This is a genomic window from Microbacterium sp. LBN7, from assembly GCF_045690345.1.
In the GTDB taxonomy this organism is placed as follows: domain Bacteria; phylum Actinomycetota; class Actinomycetes; order Actinomycetales; family Microbacteriaceae; genus Microbacterium.
Genome location: NZ_CP147856.1, coordinates 2,146,117 through 2,165,461, shown reverse-complemented (window position 1 = coordinate 2,165,461; position 19,345 = coordinate 2,146,117). Strand labels below are relative to the sequence as shown.

Annotated in this window: 20 protein-coding genes; 15 read left to right on the top strand and 5 right to left on the bottom strand. The window is 68.3% G+C overall.

The window, feature by feature from the left end; translation table 11 throughout:
* The first annotated feature begins 49 nt into the window (after positions 1–49).
* Positions 50–1,519 (top strand): catalase, encoded by a 1,470-nt coding sequence (locus tag LBN7_RS10380; protein ID WP_116633461.1) that lies wholly within the window; start codon positions 50–52, stop codon positions 1,517–1,519.
* A 201-nt stretch (positions 1,520–1,720) separates the two neighbouring features.
* A complete protein-coding gene (locus tag LBN7_RS10375) occupies positions 1,721–2,317 on the top strand; it encodes a hypothetical protein (protein ID WP_407359579.1) in 597 nt (198 codons plus the stop codon).
* A gap of 43 nt (positions 2,318–2,360) precedes the next feature.
* On the opposite strand, the gene LBN7_RS10370 is transcribed toward LBN7_RS10375, so the two are convergent.
* The gene (locus LBN7_RS10370; protein ID WP_165807962.1) at positions 2,361–3,068 is read right to left on the bottom strand and encodes a YoaK family protein; all 708 of its coding nucleotides are present in this window, start codon (positions 3,066–3,068) and stop codon (positions 2,361–2,363) included.
* 182 nt (positions 3,069–3,250) lie between these two features.
* On the opposite strand from LBN7_RS10370, the gene LBN7_RS10365 reads away from it, so the two are divergent.
* On the top strand, positions 3,251–4,060 hold the full coding sequence (locus LBN7_RS10365; RefSeq protein WP_407359578.1) for an alpha/beta fold hydrolase: 810 nt from the start codon (positions 3,251–3,253) through the stop codon (positions 4,058–4,060).
* A gap of 234 nt (positions 4,061–4,294) precedes the next feature.
* Here the strand turns inward: LBN7_RS10365 and msrA are convergent, their stop codons facing one another.
* Both msrA and msrB read right to left on the bottom strand, forming a co-directional pair.
* Positions 4,295–4,837 (bottom strand): peptide-methionine (S)-S-oxide reductase MsrA, encoded by a 543-nt coding sequence (gene msrA / locus LBN7_RS10360; RefSeq protein ID WP_116633458.1) that lies wholly within the window; start codon positions 4,835–4,837, stop codon positions 4,295–4,297.
* Positions 4,834–5,307 carry a peptide-methionine (R)-S-oxide reductase MsrB gene (gene msrB / locus LBN7_RS10355; protein ID WP_116633457.1) on the bottom strand — a complete coding sequence of 158 codons (474 nt, stop codon included), beginning with the start codon at positions 5,305–5,307 and terminating at the stop codon, positions 4,834–4,836. Before msrB ends, msrA begins: the two co-directional genes overlap by 4 nt.
* A 152-nt stretch (positions 5,308–5,459) precedes the next feature.
* Here msrB and LBN7_RS10350 point away from each other — a divergent pair, with 152 nt between their 5' ends.
* The 12 genes from LBN7_RS10350 (at position 5,460) to LBN7_RS10295 (ending at position 18,242) form a co-directional block, all read left to right on the top strand.
* A complete protein-coding gene (locus LBN7_RS10350) occupies positions 5,460–6,377 on the top strand; it encodes a DUF808 domain-containing protein (RefSeq protein ID WP_341947079.1) in 918 nt (305 codons plus the stop codon).
* Positions 6,378–6,397: 20 nt separating this feature from the next.
* On the top strand, positions 6,398–7,603 hold the full coding sequence (locus tag LBN7_RS10345; protein WP_407359577.1) for a hypothetical protein: 1,206 nt from the start codon (positions 6,398–6,400) through the stop codon (positions 7,601–7,603).
* Positions 7,604–7,664: 61 nt separating this feature from the next.
* Positions 7,665–8,192: a GNAT family N-acetyltransferase gene (locus LBN7_RS10340; protein ID WP_407359576.1), complete on the top strand. Its 528-nt coding sequence runs from the start codon at positions 7,665–7,667 to the stop codon at positions 8,190–8,192.
* A gap of 5 nt (positions 8,193–8,197) precedes the next feature.
* Positions 8,198–8,911, top strand: a complete 714-nt coding sequence (pnuC, locus tag LBN7_RS10335) for a nicotinamide riboside transporter PnuC (RefSeq protein ID WP_407359575.1) — start codon at positions 8,198–8,200, stop codon at positions 8,909–8,911.
* Between the two features lie 240 nt (positions 8,912–9,151).
* Entirely contained in the window at positions 9,152–10,735 is a 1,584-nt protein-coding gene (locus tag LBN7_RS10330) for an ABC transporter substrate-binding protein (protein WP_407359574.1), read from the top strand.
* A 5-nt stretch (positions 10,736–10,740) separates the two neighbouring features.
* Entirely contained in the window at positions 10,741–11,694 is a 954-nt protein-coding gene (locus LBN7_RS10325; protein ID WP_341947074.1) for an ABC transporter permease, read from the top strand.
* Positions 11,691–12,536, top strand: a complete 846-nt coding sequence (locus LBN7_RS10320; RefSeq protein WP_116633452.1) for an ABC transporter permease — start codon at positions 11,691–11,693, stop codon at positions 12,534–12,536. Before LBN7_RS10325 ends, LBN7_RS10320 begins: the two co-directional genes overlap by 4 nt.
* On the top strand, positions 12,533–14,218 hold the full coding sequence (locus tag LBN7_RS10315) for an ABC transporter ATP-binding protein (protein ID WP_407359573.1): 1,686 nt from the start codon (positions 12,533–12,535) through the stop codon (positions 14,216–14,218). Before LBN7_RS10320 ends, LBN7_RS10315 begins: the two co-directional genes overlap by 4 nt.
* A 2-nt stretch (positions 14,219–14,220) precedes the next feature.
* Positions 14,221–15,138, top strand: coding sequence for a LysR family transcriptional regulator (locus tag LBN7_RS10310; RefSeq protein WP_116633450.1), 918 nt, complete (start codon positions 14,221–14,223; stop codon positions 15,136–15,138).
* Positions 15,135–15,932, top strand: a complete 798-nt coding sequence (locus LBN7_RS10305; protein WP_407359572.1) for a carbon-nitrogen hydrolase family protein — start codon at positions 15,135–15,137, stop codon at positions 15,930–15,932. The genes LBN7_RS10310 and LBN7_RS10305 overlap by 4 nt, the downstream gene beginning before the upstream one ends.
* A 29-nt stretch (positions 15,933–15,961) precedes the next feature.
* Entirely contained in the window at positions 15,962–16,723 is a 762-nt protein-coding gene (locus LBN7_RS10300; RefSeq protein WP_407359571.1) for an HpcH/HpaI aldolase family protein, read from the top strand.
* 136 nt (positions 16,724–16,859) lie between these two features.
* A complete protein-coding gene (locus tag LBN7_RS10295) occupies positions 16,860–18,242 on the top strand; it encodes an LLM class flavin-dependent oxidoreductase (RefSeq protein WP_116633985.1) in 1,383 nt (460 codons plus the stop codon).
* Here the strand turns inward: LBN7_RS10295 and LBN7_RS10290 are convergent.
* Positions 18,232–18,654 carry a hypothetical protein gene (locus LBN7_RS10290; RefSeq protein WP_407359570.1) on the bottom strand — a complete coding sequence of 141 codons (423 nt, stop codon included), beginning with the start codon at positions 18,652–18,654 and terminating at the stop codon, positions 18,232–18,234. The two genes, LBN7_RS10295 and LBN7_RS10290, sit on opposite strands and share 11 nt — an antisense overlap.
* A gap of 45 nt (positions 18,655–18,699) precedes the next feature.
* Positions 18,700–19,254, bottom strand: coding sequence for a TetR family transcriptional regulator (locus LBN7_RS10285; RefSeq protein ID WP_407359569.1), 555 nt, complete (start codon positions 19,252–19,254; stop codon positions 18,700–18,702).
* Positions 19,255–19,345 lie beyond the last annotated feature (91 nt).

Sequence of the window (19,345 nt, the reverse complement as noted above, 5' to 3'; positions counted from 1 at the left end):
CCCGCCCGGGCAGGGGTACTCGTCGCGCCTGCGCGCAGAAGGAGAAGAAATGACGAATCCGCACATCCCGGCGAAGCCGGCCACCACGACGCAGACCGGCACCCCGGCACCGAGTGACGCCCACTCGCTGACCGTGGGTGCCGACGGGCCCACCGTCCTGCACGACCGCTACCTCGTCGAGAAGCTCGCCTCCTTCAACCGGGAGCGCGTGCCGGAGCGCAACCCGCACGCCAAGGGCGGCGGCGCGTTCGGCACGTTCGAGGTGACCGAAGACGTCTCGGCCTACACGCGGGCGGCGGCCTTCCAGCCGGGCGCCGTGAGTGAGACGCTCCTCCGCTTCTCCTCGGTCGCCGGCGAGCAGGGCTCCCCCGACACGTGGCGCGACGTGCGCGGCTTCGCGCTGCGCTTCTACACGACCGAGGGCAACCTCGACATCGTCGGCAACAACACTCCGACCTTCTTCCTGCGCGACGCCATGAAGTTCCCCGACTTCATCCACTCGCAGAAGCGCCTCGGCGACTCCGGCCTGCGCGACGCCGACATGCAGTGGGACTTCTGGACCCTCTCCCCCGAGACCGCGCACCAGGTCACCTACCTGATGGGCGACCGCGGACTCCCCCGCAGCTGGCGGCACATGAACGGCTACGGCTCGCACACCTACCAGTGGGTCAACGCCGCGGGCGAGCGCTTCTGGGTGCAGTACCACTTCCTGTCGAAGCAGGGTGTCGAGGCGATGGGCGCCGCCGAGGCGCAGGAGCTCGCAGGATCGGATGCCGACTTCTACCGTCGCGACCTGTTCGACGCGATCAACACCGGCGACTACCCGTCGTGGGACGTCTACGTGCAGGTCATGCCGTACGACGAGGCCAAGGAGTACCGCTTCAACCCGTTCGACCTGACCAAGACGTGGTCGAAGAAGGACTACCCGCGCATCAAGGTCGGCACGTTCACGCTGGACCGCAACCCGCAGAACTTCTTCGCCGAGATCGAGCAGGCCGCCTTCTCGCCGGGCAACCAGGTTCCCGGCACGGGCATCTCGCCCGACAAGATGCTCATGGCCCGCGTCTTCGCCTACTCCGACGCGCAGCGCTACCGCATCGGCGCGAACTACAACCAGCTGCCCGTCAACCAGCCGCACGCGGCCGAGGTGCGCAACTACATGCACGAGGGCCAGATGCAGTACAAGCCGAACCCGGCCGAGCACCGCGTCTACACGCCCAACTCGTTCGGCGCTGCCGGCGGGCCCGAGGCCGACCCGGTGGCCGGCGTCGAGGCGAGCTGGGAGTCCGACGGCGAGCTCATGCGCAGTGCCGCGACGCTGCACCTCGACGATGACGACTTCGGTCAGGCAGGCACCCTGTACCGCACGGTCTTCGACGACGAGCAGCGCGCCCGGTTCCTCGAGACCCTGACCGGTCAGGGCCGCGGCATCACGATCGACGAGATCCGCGAGCGGTTCTTCCAGTACTGGACGAACGTGGATGCCGCGCTCGGCGAGGCCCTGCGCCGCGCGGTCTGAGACGGCGCTGCGCGGCGGGGCACAGCCTCGCCGCGCAGCATCCGCGTCTCCTCGCACGGAATGAAGGAGATCTCACGTTCTGCAGGACCGAATCCCACGGATGCTCCTTCAGAACCTGAGATCTCCTTCATCGTGTGAGGCCGTCCCGACGGCATACCGGTATGCCGGCTCCGCCGGAACGCCGCGCAGTACCGTATCGGCATGCCCCTGTTCTCACGGAAGCCCCAGCGCTCCACGCACGCCGTGACCATCCATTTCGCACAGCCGATGTCGCCGCACGTGCGGCATGCGCAGGAGGACGGGATCGTCGGGACGCTGCTGCCCCAGCTCGACGCGTCCGCGGTGATCAACGGCGGCGGTACCGCCCTGTCGGCCGAGGGCGAGCCCGTGGCGGCCGACATCGAGCTCACTGTGACGGCGGTCGACATCGACCGCGTGACCATCGAACTCCTCGGGGTCCTCGAGAGCAACGGCATCGCCCGCGGCTCATGGGTCGCTGTCGACGGGCGGAAGCATCCGGTCGGCTCCACGGAGTACGTGCTGCTGCGCACGCACCTCCACAGCGCGGCATCCGAGGATCTGACGGGTGTGACCATCGCCCTCCAGGCCGCCCTCGGATCCGGGGCGATCGGCTGGCACGACGAGACCTACGCCGGGGCGACCGGTCCGGTCTACGTGTTCAGCGGGTCGTCGGCCGAGAGCATCCTCGCGGCACTCCGCCCGACGCTTCCGCTGCACTCGTCGCTCGGCGCGGCCGAACTCGCCTCCGTCACCGTCGGAGCTGCGGAAGCCGGGTGACGGCCGATCACGTCAGCCCGCCTCGGTCGCGAACATCGAGCGATCAGACGGCGACCGCACGCGTGTGGAGCGAGCGATGACCGAACGCGACCACCGCGACGGTGAGCGCGCCCGCGAGCAGCAGCGGCACGGCCACACCGAAGCGCAGGAGCAGCGCGCCGACGAGCGCCCCGACGAAGATGATCGCGATCGCGGCGAAACGCCGGTTCCACACACCCTTCACCCCGCCGTCGACCAGAGACTCGCTCGCGAGAGAGGTCAGGGTGGAGGTCACGACGACAGTCGTCACGTCGGCGACGGCGAGACTGCGTGCGACCGCCGCCTGCATGCCCATCGCCGCGGCCGTGGTCGAGGAGGCGATGAGCTCGAGCACGTCGGACGCCGCCCAATCGGGGATGAGATACGCCACCCCGAGCAGGGCGAGGACGAAGGCCCCCGTGAGGAGCAGGAGAGACACCCCGCCGCTCCATTCCCTCCGACGGCGACGAAGGACCATCCCGCCGATGTACGCCCCGACGGTGAAGGTCCCCAGCGCGATCGCGGGCCCGAGCACCGGCAGATCGTCCGCCCCCGCGACAGCCATGCCGAGGATCACGATGTTCCCGGTCATGTTGCCCACGAACACTCGATCGAGCCCGAGGAATCCGACCGCGTCGACCAGCCCGGTGACGAACGTCAGCACCATCATCATCCAGAGCGTGACGGTGGGCGCACGCTCCCCCGACCGCGGGGCGATCACCGGTGTCGCCATCAGCGGATCCTCTCGAGACTCGTCCGGGACTCGGCACCGAACCGCAGCACAGCATCGGCGAGAGCACGGATGCCGTGGGCGGCATCTCCGCACTCACGCTCTCATGCGGTGATGGCTGACGCCATCAGGGTTACGGAGAAAGACCGCCCCGACCGCCCTGATCGACACCGGGTGGGGCCAGAATGGATGCCGTGGCTGTCCCTCTCTCCGACCTGACGAGCATGCCCGACCCGCAGCAGGTGTACGCGGCAGACGGCACCCGGCTCGCGACCTACACCTGGGGCGACCTCGATGCGCCGGTGGTCGTGGCCGTGCACGGCTTCGCGTCGAACGCGCGCGACAACTGGGTGCTCACCGGCTGGGTGCGCGAGCTGACGCGTGCCGGCTACCGGGTGCTCGCCCTCGACCAGCGGGGGCACGGGCACAGCGCGAAGCCGCATCAGCCGGAGGACTACGGCATCCGCACCCTCGCGACCGACGTCGAGTCCGTGATGGACGCGTATCTCGTCGACGACGCGTTCTACGTGGGGTACTCGCTCGGCGCCCGCGTCGGCTGGGAGGTCGTGCGCGACCTGCCGCAGCGGATCGGCCGCGCGGTGCTCGGTGGCGTGCCCGACGGCATCCCCCTCGCACGGCTGGATCTCGACCAAGTGCGGGCGTACATCGCCGACGGCACCCCCGTGGCGGATCAGACGACGCAGAACTACATCGCCCTCACCGAGCGGGTGCCGGGCAATGACCTGCAGGCTCTCGTCGCGCTGGCCGAGGGGATGCGGGCATCCGGCACGATCGACCCGGACCCGGCGGATGCGCCCGCCCGCCCGATCCTGTTCGCCACCGGATCGAAGGACGCGATCATCGAAGGTTCGCGCGCCCTGGCATCCGCCGCCCACGACGGGCGGTTCTTCGAGATCCCGAACCGCAACCACTTCAACGCGCCGGGGTCCCGGGACTTCAAGGAGGCCGCGCTGGCCTTCCTCGCGGAGGGCTGACGCCCAAGCCCGGGTCATGCGGCACATCGTCGGGATGAGATCACACGCATGGGCTGAGGATGCGAAGCATCCGCTCCTCCCGACGCGGAGATCTCCTCCCACGTCGCGCGCGGCGGTGGCTCCTACGAGGCCCGGGCACGATGAAGGCCCTCCGCCTTGAGAGACGGAGGGCCCTTCGACAGGCTCAGGGACCCAGCGGACGGGGCTGCTGAGCTTGTCGAAGCACCGTGACGGTCAGACGGTCGCGCTCTCACGCTTCGGCAGCACCCATCCCGCACGCGGGAAGTGGCAGGTGTAGCCGTTCGGGTACTTGATCAGGTAGTCCTGGTGCTCCTCCTCGGCCTGCCAGAACGGACCCTCGGGCTCGATCGTGGTCACGGCCTTGCCCGGCCAGAGACCGGAGGCGTCGACGTCGGCGATCGTGTCGCGCGCGACGGTCTCCTGCTCGGGGCTGAGCGGGAAGATCGCCGAGCGGTAGCTCGAGCCGATGTCGTTGCCCTGACGGTCCTTGGTCGACGGGTCGTGGATCTGGAAGAAGAACGCGAGGATGTCGCGGTAGGTCGTCTTCGACGGGTCGAACACGATCTCCACGGCCTCGGCGTGACCCGGGTGGTTACGGTACGTCGCGTGGTCGTTCGAGCCTCCGGTGTAGCCGACGCGCGTGTCGAGCACGCCGGGCTGGCGGCGGATCAGGTCCTCCATGCCCCAGAAACAGCCACCGGCCAGGACGGCGGTCTCGGTGCCGGGGGTGCGGGTGATGGTTCCGGTGTCGGTCATGACTGCTCCTCAGAGATATCGGTGGTGGTGTCGAAGAGGCGGCTGTAGCGACCGTACCCCTCTTCCTCGAGCCTGTCAGCGGGGATGAACCGGAGAGCGGCGGAGTTCATGCAGTACCGCAATCCTCCCGCGTCGCGCGGTCCGTCGTCGAAGACGTGGCCCAGGTGGCTGTCGGCGCCGGCCGAGCGCGCTTCGGTGCGCTTCATGAACAGCTTGCGGTCGGTGCGCGTGGTCACGGCATCCGCATCGATGGGCTTGGTGAAGCTCGGCCATCCCGTGCCGCTGTCGAACTTGTCGGTGGACGAGAACAGTGGCTCGCCGGAGACGACGTCGACGTAGATGCCGTCGTCATGGGTGTTCCAGTAGGCGTTGCGGAACGGCGGCTCCGTCGCGTCCTGCTGGGTCACCTCGTACTGCAGATGCGTGAGGGCACTGACCGCCTCGGGGGTCCTGCCGTAGTCGTTCGACATGATCTGACTCCTTGTCCGACGTCGCTGGCTGCGCCGTCACTAGAGGAGAACGGATGCCGGTCCCGTTTTGGTCCCGTGGGACTGGGAGCGGGCTGTGAGTTTCACCCGACTCGATAGAGTTGCCCCCTGAACCACAGACCCTGGGGGAACACATGTCCGTTGGACTTCTCGCCGTCGTCGACGACATCCTGAGCGCCGCGATGAAGGCCTCCGCGAAGGCGGCGGGTGTCGTGATCGACGACGCCGCCGTCACACCGCAGTACGTGCAGGGGATCACGCCCGCCCGCGAGCTGCCCGTCGTCGGCAAGATCGCTCTCGGTTCGCTCGCGAACAAGTTCCTCATCATCATCCCGGCGGCGCTGCTGCTCACCGCCTTCGCGCCGTGGGTGCTGCCGTACCTGCTGATCGTCGGCGGTGCGTACCTCTGCTTCGAAGGTGCCGAGAAGGTGCTGGAGTGGTTCGGCGTGCAGCACGGCCACGCCGACGAGGGCGCGCGCGATGAGAAGAAGCTCGTGCTCGGCGCCGTGCGCACCGACCTCATCCTCTCCACCGAGATCATGCTGATCTCGCTCGCGAACCTCGAGGCGGGTCTCGACATCTGGACGACCCTCGCGATCCTCGCCGTGATCGCCCTGCTGATGACCGGCGTCGTCTACGGAGCCGTCGCACTGCTGGTGAAGATCGACGACATCGGCCTGAAGATGGCGAAGAACCCGGTGCAGCGCGTCCGTCACACCGGCACCCGGATCGTGCGATCGATGCCCGCGGTCTTCCGCTTCATCAGCATCCTCGGCACGGTCGCCATGCTCTGGGTCGGCGGCCACCTCGTGCTCGTGAACCTCGGCGAGGTCGGCTGGCACTTCCCGGTCGACGTGCTGCATGCCGTCGAGCACGCGCTCGAGCCGGCCGGCGCGGTCGTCGTCTGGATCGTCGACACCATCATCTCGGCGATCGCCGGCCTCGCGCTCGGCCTGCTGATCGTCGTCATCGTGCTCGGCATCGGACGGATGCTGGGCAAGAAGCCGAGCTTCCACGAGGGCGAGGAATCCCCCGCCGACGTGCACGTCTGACCCGCGAGTAGTCTCATCGCATGTCCGCATCCCCGAGCAACCGGAGCGCGAAGCGCGATGCCGATCGCTGGTTCCGCGAGCAGGGGCTTCCCACCTTCGTCCCGCTGAGGCGCTGGTTCACCGATCTCCCCCGCCGCGTCGCACCGCTGATCGTGGGCGTGGCGATCCTCGTCTACCTGGTCGGCGACGGGATCGAGCTGACCGTCGAGTTCGCCGAGGACTCGACAGCCGGCGAAGCCGCGCTGCTGACCCTCGTCGTCGTCGGCGTCCTCGCGCTCACCGTCGTCGCCACCTGGGGCGGCTACGTCGCGGCCCGCGCCATCCTGCGCCGGCTCTCGGTCGGCATCGGGACGCTCATCGCGCTCGCGCTCATCATCGCGTGTCTCGCCGGGCTCATCGTCTTCGGCTACCAGAACAATCCGCGGGCGACCGTCGGCCCGGTCTTCTGGGCTCTGCTCGTCCTCATCCTCTGCGTGCTCGTCACCGGCATGGGCGGCGGCGCCCTGATCTCCTGGGCATCGCGCCTCGCCGTGCACAACGCCTCGGCGATCGGTCACATGGCGTCGATCGCCCTGCCCGTGATCCTGATGCTCGTCGTGTTCGCGTTCTTCTCGGCCGAGGTGTGGCAGATGGCGTCGGCGCTGCACTGGGGATCGATCGCCCTCGTGGGATTGGTCGTCGCGATCCTCGCGGGCATCGTCGTGCTCCGGGTCAGCGCGTCCGAGATCGACGACGACGCCCAGGCGCCCACCGAGGTCCAACGGAGGGCGATGCTCGCCGACACCCCGGCCGAGCACCTTCCGGCGCCGGCGGAGCACCAGCGTCTCCGTGCACCGCAGCGCTTCAACATCCTGATCGCGATGACCATCGCCCAGCTGCTGCAGGCGCTGTTCTTCGCGCTGCTGCTCGCCGCCCTCCTGATCATCATCGGGAGCATCGCGATCCCGATCGGCGTCGTGGAGATCTGGCTCGGTCCCGGCAGCGAGTCCCAGCCGCTGATCGTCGAGCCGCTCATCGTCGCCGGCGTCGAGCTGCCGCTCACGGTGAACCTGTTGAAGGCCGCCATGCTGCTCTCTCTGATCGCTTCGCTGCCGTTCGTGTTCTCCGCCGTGAGCGAGGCCCGGTACCGCGAGCGGTTCTTCGATCCGATCATGGTCGACATGCGCCGCGCGATCCTCGTGCGGGATGCGCTCCGCGCGAAGGCACCGCACTCGCGCGACGTCTGACCCCCGGCATCCTGCTAGCGTCGGCGATGCGCACCCGAAGCGCAGAAGACGAGAGACCCCGATGACAGCCGTGCAGATCAGGGATGCCGATGAGTCGGACCTCCCCACGATCACCGAGATCCACAACCATGCCGTGGTGCACACCACCTCGATCTGGAACGAGGACGCGGTCGACGTCGCCGACCGCGCCGCCTGGCTCGCCGATCGGAGGACACGCGGGTATCCGGTCATCGTCGCCGTCGACGAGAGCGGTGTGCTCGGATACGCGTCGTTCGCGCAGTGGCGGCCGCACAGCGGCTACCGGCACACCGTCGAGCACTCCGTGTACGTGCGCGGCGATCAGCGCGGCCGCGGCATCGGGAAGACCCTGATGGCCGCGCTCATCGAGCGAGCCCGCGCGGCCGGCATCCACGTCATGATCGGCGGCATCGAGAGCGGGAACGTCGCCTCGATCGTGCTGCACGAGCGGCTCGGCTTCGCCGAGGTCGGACGGATGCCGCAGGTCGGGGCGAAGTTCGGACGCTGGCTCGACCTGAGCATGCTCCAGCTCACGCTCGACGACCGCCCCGCGCCCGACGCGGCGCCCTGACCCCGATGGATCTGCTGCGCTGGCTCGCCGAGGCCTTCAACTCGCAATGGGTGCTGCCGGGCGGGCAGACGCTGCTCATCCGCGAGGTCGTGGGCAACGCCTTCGGCCTCGCGAGCGCGATCGGCGGCATGCGGCGGAAGATCTGGGCGTGGCCGGTCGGGATCATCGGCAACGTGCTGCTGCTCACCGTCTTCCTCGGTTCGATCCTCAGCCCCGACCACTCGCTGCCGCATCTGCTCGGACAGGCCGGCCGGCAGGTCATGTTCATCGCGGTCGCGATCTACGGATGGGTCCGCTGGCGGAACGCCGAGGGCGGCCGGGTGAGTCCCCGGTGGGCGCCGACGAGTGCGCGCATCGGACTGGTGCTCGGAATGGTCATCGGCACGGTGGCGCTCACTCCGCTGTTCCGCGCCCTCGGGTCGTGGGAGCCGGTCTGGGCCGACGCCTGGACCTTCGTCGGCTCACTGCTGGCGACCTACGGCATGGCCAAGGGCTGGACCGAGTTCTGGCTCATCTGGATCGCGGTCGACGTCGTCGGCGTGCCTCTGCTGTTCGGCTCGGGGTACTACGCCACCGGGCTGATGTACGTGTTCTACGGCGCCTTCACGGCCACCGGATTCGTGGTCTGGTGGCGGGCGCAGACTCGAACGCAACCGCCGATGGTGATCCTTCCCCCCGATCCGAGCCCCCATCGCGGCGGCGACCGCACCGCCGAGTGAGCCCCACGCCCGGATCGGGTCGATAAATCCCAGGTCACCACCCACAGGTTAAGTGCAGCGTTATCTCCGACTGAGAACTCGAACTTCCCGCTTATGTCTGCCGTGGACATAATCGATCTGAAGGGTTCAGTTTCACCCCACGCCTTCACAACCCGACGAGCAACGGAGCCGTCGATGGTGACACTCCGTGTTTCGTGACATCTCGATCGATGGTGCCCGCCACCATGGAAGGACTCTGTCATGCCCATTTCACCGCGTCCCGCCCGACACGACCGCCGGACTGCTCACCGCTGGATCGGTGCCGTCGCCTTCGGCGCCGCCTCGATCCTCGTCCTCGCCGGGTGTGGAGGCTCGTCCGACTCCGGCGACGCCGACGGTTCGGATGGTCCGCAGACGCTGACCTTCGGCCTCTCCGCCGAACCGGCCACCCCGATCACCGGCATGCAGCAGGGCGGTGCGGTCAACCAGCTGCTCACGATGGTGCACCGCGGTCTGATGACCTACGACGAGGCGGGAGCCGTGGTTCCCGGTATCGCGGAGTCGGTCGACACCACGGATCCGACGAGCTACGTGTTCACCATCCGCCCCGATCTCACGTTCCATGACGACACCCCGCTCACCGCCGAGAACGTGAAGAACTCGCTGGACTACTACCGCGATCCCGCCAACGGATCGCAGCTCGCCGCCGGCCTCAAGGACGTCACCGAGATCACGGTCGCCGACGACACCGTCACGATCACCCTCGCCCAGCCGAACACGGCGTTCCTGCAGTACCTCGCCCTGCCGTTCGCCGCGATCGTGCCCGACACGTCGCTCAACGCCGACACCCCCAACTGGGTGGGCGCCGGGCCCTTCGAGATGACCGACCTGCAAGAGGGCATCGGCCTCACCGTCGAGAAGAACGAGGACTTCTACGACGCCGACGATGTCGCGCTCGACAGCATCGAGGTGAAGTTCTACCCCGACGGCGAGGCGCGCACCAACGCGCTGCTCAGCGGCGACGTCGACATGATCGAGTACGTCCCGTGGGAGAACTTCCAGCGGGTGGCGGATGCTGGACTCACGGTCGACGCGCAGCAGGGTCCGTTCCAGTACGTGCAGTTCAACGTGACGGAGGGCCCGTTCGCCGATCCGAAGGTGCGCCAGGCCGTGGCCTACGCGCTCAATCGCGAGAACGCCGTGCTCGCCGCGTTCCAGAGCAACGGCGCCCCGCTGGACGGCATCGTGATCCCCGAGGACGACCCCGCATACGACCCGTCTGCCGCCGAGCTGTGGAGCTACGACCCGAAGAAGGCCAAGGAGCTGCTCGCCGAGGCCGGGTACCCCGACGGCTTCGCGGCCACCCTGCTCTCGACCTCGCAGTACACGTTCCTGCAGGACAACGCCCTGTCGGTGCAGGAGGACCTCCGCGCGATCGGCATCGACGTGACACTCGACGCCCCCGACTGGTCCACCCGCGTCAGCAAGGGCAACGCCGGCGAGTACGACCTCGCCGTCTCGGGCGATGCCGGTGTGATCACCGACCCGTCGTACCTGCTCAACTGGGTGGTCGACAGCCGCAACTTCAACGTCGGCTGGGGCTACTCCAACGACACGCTGCGGGGCCTGATCGAAGACGGTCTGCGTGCCGCCGACGACGACGCCGCCAAGAAGGAGATCTACCAGGAGATCGCCGACATCTGGGCCGAGGACGTGCCGTTCGCCTCGATCAACACCCGTGAGCAGGCGTACGCCTACAACGACAAGGTGAGCGGATTCCAGACCCTGCCCGGCTTCCTGGTCTTCTACAGCTCGCTCAACCTGGCGCACGCCTCGGTGAAGTAGGACCCGTGCTCCTCTTCATCGCGAAGCGGCTGGCGATGGGGGTGGGACTGGTCCTGCTGGTCCTCACCCTCATCTTCTCCGCACTCCAACTCGTCCCGGGCGACCCCGCCGTGCTGCTGCTGAGCACCGGTGACGGCGGGGCGCCCAGCCCGGAAGCCGTCGCCGCGCTCCGCGAGCAGCTCGGCCTCGACCAGCCGCTGCTCACGCAGTACCTCTCGTTCCTCAGCGGCGTCTTCACCGGAGACCTCGGCGAATCGTTCCGCACCTCGCAGCCCGTGCTCGAGGCGATCGGCGCCCGCCTCCCCCGCACGCTGAACCTCGTGGTGTTCGCCACACTGCTGTCGATCGTCTTCGGCGTCGCGATGGGCGCGATCGCCGCCCGACGCGGCGGCTGGGTCGACACCCTCGTCACCGCCCTGAGCTCCATCGGCGTCGCCCTTCCGGTGTTCGTGTTCGGCGCGGTGCTGATCCTGGTGTTCTCGATCACGCTCGGACTGTTCCCCGCCGGCGGCTACGTCGATCCGTCGAAGGACTTCCTCGGATCGATCACGAGCCTCACCCTGCCCGCGGTGTCGCTGGCAGTCGGCTTCGCGGCGCAGATCGCGCGCATGACACGGTCGGCCGTCCTCGAGGTGCAGTCCCAGGACTGGGTGCGCACCGCGAAGTCGATCGGGCTGGCGCCGTTCACGGTGTTCCGCCGGCACGTGCTGCGCAACTCGCTGACCCCCGTGGTGACCGTGGTCGGCATCGGCTTCGGCACACTGCTCGGATCGACTGTCCTCGTCGAGAGGGTGTTCAACTACCCCGGCCTGTCGAGCCTGCTCGTCGACGGCGTCACGACGCGCGACTACCCGGTCGTACAGGGCGTCGTGATCGTGATCGCGATGCTGTTCATCGCGATCAACATCGTCGTCGACATCACCTACGGAATCCTCGACCCCCGAGTGAGGCGAGCATGAAACTCAGCCCCCGCGTCCGCCAGGCGATCACGCCTCTGCGGACGGTCATGGTGATCTACCTCCTGGTCATCCTCATCCTGATGGCGTTCGCCCCGCTGCTCGCGCCGTACGACCCCATCGCGCAGAACGTCGCCCTGCGACTGCAGCCGCTGTTCAGCCCCGGTCACCTGCTGGGCACCGACGAGCTCGGCCGCGACATCCTCTCCCGCATCATGTTCGGCGCTCAGGTGGAGCTGTTCATCGCCCTCGGAGCGACTCTGCTCGCGACCGTCCTCGGAACCCTGCTGGGACTGCTCGGCGGCTACTTCAACGGGCTCACCGAGATCGTGACCATGCGGCTCGTGGTCGACGTGATCCTCGCGTTCCCGCCGATCGTGCTCGCCCTGCTGGCCGTGACGCTGTACGGCCCAGGGCCGGTCACGCTCATCATCGCGATCGGGGTGCTCTTCGCGCCCATCTTCGCCCGCATCACCTACGGGCAGGTGCTCTCCACCAAGCGCGAGGAGTACGTGGACGCAGCGCGCACGTTCGGCGCTCCGACGATCGTGATCCTGTTCCGCACCGTGCTCGCGAACGTCTCCGCGCCGATCATCGTCCAGTTCTCGCTCACGATGGCTGCGGCGATCCTGATGGAGTCCGGGCTCAGCTACCTGGGCCTCGGCGTCGTGCCGCCCACCCCGTCCTGGGGCTCCATGGTCGCGCAGGGCCAGCGCTACCTCACCACCGATCCGCATGTGCTGCTCGTGCCCGGAGCCGTGATCGTGCTGACGATCCTCGCCTTCGGCATCCTCGGCGACGCACTGCGGGACCTCCTCGACCCGAAAGCGAAGAAGCGCTCATGACCGAACCGCTGCTGCAGGTCGACGGGCTGTCCGTCGAGTTCGCCACCCCCGATGGGCCGCGTCAGGTCACCTACGACGTGTCGTTCAGCGTCGACCGGCGCCAGACCCTCGCGCTCGTCGGCGAGTCGGGCTCGGGCAAATCCGTCACCGCGATGTCGATCCTCGATCTGCTCCCCCCGAACGCGCGGCGCAGCGGACGCATCCTGTTCGACGGCATCGACCTGGTGCCGATGCGCGACAAGGGGCTGCGCCCGCTGCGGGGCGCCCGCATCGCGACCATCTTCCAGGAGCCGATGACGGCGCTGAATCCCGTCTACACGATCGGGCACCAGCTGGCCGAGGCGCTCACGAGCCACCATGACCTCGACGCCAAGACGGTGCGTGCGCGCGCCGTGCAGCTGCTGCGCGACGTGCACATGCCCTCGCCCGAGGAGAAGGTCGATCACTATCCCCACCAGCTCTCCGGCGGCCAGCGCCAGCGGGCGATGATCGCGATGGCGATCTCCTCGGAGCCTGACCTGCTCATCGCGGACGAGCCGACCACGGCGCTCGACGTCACGGTGCAGGCCGAGATCCTGGACCTGATCGCCGAGATCCAGGAGCGGATGGGCATGGCCGTGCTGATCATCACGCACGACATGGGCGTCGTGGCGGATGTGGCCGATCAGGTCGTCGTGATGAAGGACGGCCGGGTCGTGGAGAGCGCCCCGTCGGCGGAGCTCTTCCGCCACCCGAAGGAGCCGTACACGCAGGCGCTGCTCGCGGCCGTGCCGCACCTGGGCAAGGCGGACGACTTCCTGTCGGCGGCGAGGAACAAGCTGCGCATCGACGGCGTGACCGCCGCCACCCCGTTGCCCGAGACCGTGCTGCGCCTGCAGGATGCCGTCATCCGCTATCCCGGACGCTGGCGGCGGCCCGGGTTCCAGGCCATCAACGGCATCGATCTGAAGGTCGCACGCGGCGAGATCGTCGGTCTCGTCGGCGAGTCGGGCTCTGGCAAGTCCACGATCGGCAAGGCGGCGATCGGGCTGCTGCCCGTGACCGAGGGCCTGCTCGAGGTCCGCGGCGAACGCATCACCGGTCGCCCGGGGCGGGCGCTGCGTCAGCTGCGCCGCCACGTGACGATGGTGTTCCAGGACCCGGCGTCGTCGCTCAACCCTCGGCGCACGATCGGGCAGGCGATCTCCGACCCGCTTCTGTGGCAGGGACTCGTCCGGGATCCCCGCGCACGCCGCACCCGCGCGAAGGAGCTGCTGGAGCAGGTGCAGCTGAACCCCGACTGGTGCGACCGCTACCCGCACGAGCTCTCGGGCGGTCAACGTCAGCGCATCGGCATCGCCCGAGCCATCGCGACCGACCCCGTGCTCATGATCGCCGACGAACCGACCTCGGCGCTCGACGTGTCGGTGCAGGCGCAGGTGCTGGACCTGTTCCTCGCGCTCCAGCGCGAACTCGGGTTCTCGTGTCTGTTCATCAGCCACGACCTCTCGGTGGTCGAGACCCTGTCGAACCGCGTCGTGGTCCTGCGTCATGGCGACGTGATCGAGGAAGGCCCCACGGAGGACGTGCTGCACCATCCGGTCGATGAGTACACCAAGCGTCTGATCGCGGCGGCGCCGGTTCCCGATCCCGAGATCCAGAGGGTGCGTCGCGCCGAGCGGCACGCACTGAGGGGGGCCTAGACATGGAGACGCGACGCCTCGAGCTGTTCGTCACGCTGGTCGACGCCGGCGGTTTCAAGCAGGCCGCCGACAGCCTCTTCATCACCGCGCCCGCACTCTCGCAGCAGATCTCACGGCTGGAGAAGGACGTGGGCGTCGCGTTGATCGACCGCTCCACACGGCCCATCACGCCCACCGAGGCCGGACGCGAGTTCTACTACCGGTGCCGGCGCGTGCTCGAGGCCATGCAGCACATCACGCAGCTGCTCGACGATCAGCGCAGTCATGAGTTCGGGCGGGTGCGGGTCGGGATCGTCCCGGCGATGATGTTCAGCTCCCCTGCGGGAGCCGTACGGCAGTTCATCCGCGCGCATCCGACCGCGACCGTCCAGGTGCGCAGCATCCCCACCTCTCTGCTGGTGGACGAGCTCGAGCAGGGGTCGATCGACGTCGCGATCCTGCTCACCGAGCCCGACCTCAAGGATCTCTCGTCGGCCGCGCTGTTCTCCGAGGACTACCTCGTAGCCCTGCCCGACGACCATCCGCTCGCCGGCGTGGAGGAGGTGGATTTCGCGATGCTGCGCAACGAGCGCATCCTCCAGGGTCCGCGCACCGCCAACCCGACCGGCTACGACGCCGTCGTGACGGCGTGCATGCGCGCCGGGTTCTCCCCGCGCTCGCTCGAGGTCATGGGCTCGTACCTCGACCAGGCCGCCATGGTGTCGGCGGGCATGGGCGTGTGCTTCATCCCGAAATCGCTGTCGGACATCCCGCAGCACAACGTCGTGTACCGCACGCTGGTCAATCCCTCGGTGGGTCTCACCACCTCGATCTCGTGGTTCGAACGCCGACTCGACTCGGTCGGGCGCGCCTTCGTGCAGCACTGCATCACCGTGCTCTCCGATCCGGAGAGCCTCGTCTCGATCAAAGGAGAATCATGAAGTTCGCGATCGGCCAGATGGTCTCGGGCGGCGACAAGTCCGCCAACCTCGAGGAGATCACCCGTCTCACGGAAGAGGCGGCCGCCGCCGGCGCACGCCTGGTGGTGTTCCCCGAGTTCGCCATGTTCGACGTCCCGAACCTCGACGCCGAGTTCGTGAAGCAGGGCGAGGCACTGGATGGTCCGTTCGTGACGGCGCTGGCCGGACTGGCTCGCCGCACGGGAGTCGCGATCGTCGCGGGCATGCTCGAGTCGATCGACGACGAGTCGCGCGGATACAACACGCTCGTGCTGGTGACGCCGGATGACGGCCTCTCCCGGGTGTACCACAAGCTCCACCTGTACGACGCGTTCGGGTTCCTCGAGTCCGAGCACATCCGCCCCGGCGACACCGACGGCCCCGTGACGTTCACGATCGACGACGTCACGATCGGGATGCTGACCTGCTACGACCTGCGCTTCCCCGAGGCCGCGCGCGAGCACGCCGACGCCGGCGTCGACCTGCTGCTCTACCCCGCGGCGTGGATGCCGGGCGCCCGCAAGGAGGACCACTGGAACACGCTCGCCCGCGCCCGCGCGATCGAGAACACCCTGTATGTGGCCGCGGTGTCGCAGGGACCCGGCGTCGGCACCGGCGGCAGCATCATCGTCGATCCCATGGGCATCACGCTCGGCGAGATCGGCGAGAGCAGCGGCATCGCGGTCGCCGACGCCACGCCCGAACGCGTCGCCCAGGTGCGCTCCGTGAACCCCTCGCTCGCCAACCGCCGCTTCACCGTGGTCGCCTCGGCCTGACGCCGTCGGCACCGAAAGAAAGGAACAACATGTCTCATTCGCTCAAGCAGGGAGCCTGGCTGTCGGACGGCAGCAGCGCGATCGGCGAGATCGTCGCCGGTCTCGGATACGACTTCGTGGTGCTCGACATCGAGCACGGCTCGTTCGACCTCTCGATCCTTGAGCGCTTCATCCCGCTGCTCAAGAGCCTCGGGCTCGAGGTGCTGTCGAAGGTGCTGGTCCCCGAGCGCGGCGCGATCCAGCAGGCCCTCGACTTCGGCTCAGACGGTGTGATCATCCCCCACATCGAAGGGCTCGAGCACGCGAAGCTCGTCACCGACTTCGCGAAGTTCCCGCCGCTCGGCTCGCGAAGCCTCGCGGGCGGCCGCACGATGAGCTACCGCGGATACTCGGACGAGTGGATCGCCGCGCAGGACCGCGACATCAAGGTGTTCCCGATGGTCGAGGATCCGCGGGCCCTGCGCGACGTCGAGGCGATCGCGGCGCTGCCCACCGTCGACGGCATCTTCATCGGCCCCGGCGACCTGGCCGCCATGAGCGGCCGCGGCGCGTACCGGCAGACCGAGGCCGACTTCGACGACTTCCGCCGTGTGATCGCGGCGGCGCGCGCGAACGACAAGCCCTGGGTGCTGCCCGCCTGGACGACCATCGAGAAGGAGTTCGCGGTCGCCGAGAACGCCGACTACGTGCTGCTCGCGATGCAGCACGCCGCGATCGCGGAGGGCTACGGCAACGCCCGCTCGCTCATGGACGACCTGATCGCGACCGCATCGGCGCCTGTCTCCTCCTGATCACCCGCCCCCGCCGACGACGCCCGCTGCCTCCCCGGCAGCGGGCGTCGTCCGCTGTTCCGGCTCCCCGCTCCCGTGTGTCCGCGCGTTTCACCGAGGCTGGATTACTGAGGCCCGGTGACGTTTCATGGTCTCCATGACTCGTCAGATCCGCTTCAACGCCTTCGACATGAACTGCGTCGCCCACCAGTCGTCCGGGCTGTGGCGGCATCCGGAGGATCGTTCGCGCCAGTACAACACGATCAGCTACTGGACGGATCTCGCGAAGCTGCTCGAGAGCGCGACGTTCGACGGCATCTTCATCGCCGACGTGCTCGGCACCTACGACGTGTACGGCGGCACGAATGAGGCCGCGATCCGCAACGGCGCGCAGGTGCCCGTGAACGACCCGATCCTGCTCGTGAGCGCGATGGCCGCCGTCACCGAGCACCTGGGCTTCGGCATCACGGCCGGTACCGCCTTCGAGCACCCGTACCCGTTCGCCCGCCGGCTGAGCACGCTCGACCACCTCACCCAGGGCCGCATCGGCTGGAACGTCGTCACCGGCTACCTGCCCAGCGCCGCGCGGAACATGGGCCAGGAGGATCAGCTCGCGCACGACGACCGGTACGACCACGCCGACGAGTACGTCGAGGTGCTCTACAAGCTGTGGGAGGGCTCCTGGGAGGACGACGCCGTCGTCGAGGACCGCGAGCGCGGCATCTTCACGGATCACACGAAGGTGCATCCGATCGGGCACGAGGGCAAGCACTTCAGCGTTCCCGGCATCCACATCTCCGAGCCGTCTCCGCAGCGCACTCCCGTGATCTACCAGGCCGGCGCGAGCCCGCGCGGCGTGCGCTTCGCAGCCGAGAACGCCGAGGCCATCTTCGTCGCCGCTCCTTCGAAGGAGGTGCTCGCGGGAACCGTGAAGCGCATCCGCGACGCCCTCGAAGCCGCCGGCCGCGACCGCTACGACGCGCGCATCTACACGCTGCTCACGGTCATCACCGGCGCGACCAGCGAAGAGGCGACCGCGAAGCACGCCGAGTACCTCACCTACGCGAGCCCCGAGGGAGCGCTGACCTTCATGTCGGGCTGGATGGGCGTCGACCTGTCGCAGTACCGCGAGGACGAGCCCGTCGGCAACGTCGAGTCGAACGCGATCCAGTCGGTGCTGCAGCACCTGAAGGAAGAGGCGGATCTCGGACGCGAGTGGACGGTGGGAGACTTCGGCCGGCACAACGCGATCGGCGGCCTCGGCCCCACGGTCGTCGGCTCCGGCGAGGAGATCGCCGACGAGCTGCAGTCCTGGGTCGACGAGACCGACATCGACGGCTTCAACCTCGCCTACGCGGTCACGCCCGGCACCTGGCAGGACGTCATCGAGCATGTCATCCCGGTGCTCCGCGCCCGCGGCGCCTACCCGGAGGAGTACACGCCGGGGACCCTGCGCCACAAGCTGCAGGGCAAGGGCGACCGGGTGCAGGACACGCACCGCGCGGCCAAGTACCGCATCGGGTCGCGCGTCACCGCCTAGGCCTATGGGCCTCGCGCTCGGGGATCAGCAGTACGACACCGAGCACGAGGCTCACACCCAGGGCGACCATCTCGCCGGTCGCCGACTCGAGCGACATGTGGTCGAGGTGCAGCGCGTGGTACAGGAAGTGCAGCGTTCCGAAAACCGTCCAGGCGATGCCGAGTACCCGGAACACGACCTGATCGCGCCAGAGCAGGCCGCCGATGCTCGCCGCGGCGAGCGCCAGGTACATCGCGCCGACGTCACGGATCAGATGCTCGTTGAAGGGACCGTCGACGGACACCCACGACCCGAGCGCGCCGGGGAACGAGTCGTAGAAGCCCTGGGGCGCGAAGTACGCCCAGCCGCCGACGAACACTCCGAGCGCGGCGGAGAAGGCGAGGGCGAGGGCGAGGATATGGAGTCGTCTCATACCTCTCCGACGAATCACCGGGGATGAGTGTGAGCCTCGCGGCGATCAGGCGAGCAGCGCCCGGACGTTCTCGGCCACGACCTCGCGCCGACGCGCGGCGTCCGGAAGGGGCACGCGATTCATCTCCGGCGTGAGGGTGTGCCACGCCATCGCGAGAGCACGCACCGCCGTGAGCAGCTCGATCGGCGAGCGATCCGTCGGCAGATGGCCTGAACTCTGCGCGCGCTCGATCTGCGCGAGCTTCTCGGCGTGCGCCTTCGTCAGCACATCGAGCGCCGCGTCTCCGCGCTCGAGAATGTGCCAGTTCGTCAGACGGAGCGTGTTCGGGTTCTGCTCGTACAGGTCGAAAGAGCGAGCGGCGTATCCGGGGAGATCCTCCGCATCGAACGCGGTGGCGTCTCCGACCGCGATCACCCGCTGCGAGAACACCTCGTCGAACAGGCCGTCCTTGCTGTCGAAGTAGCGGTAGAGCATGGCCTTGTTCGCCTGCGCGTTCTCAGCGATGCGGTCGACACGCGCGCCGGCGATGCCGTAGCGGGCGAACTCCTCCTCCGCGGCATCCAGGATGCGCTTCTTCGTCGCCTCTGCGTCCCTGACCATGATCACCATCCTAACAAGTAACCAGTTAGTTGACAAAGCCGGTAACACGAGCGATGCTATGCAACGAACCAGTCAGTTACTTAGGAGTTCT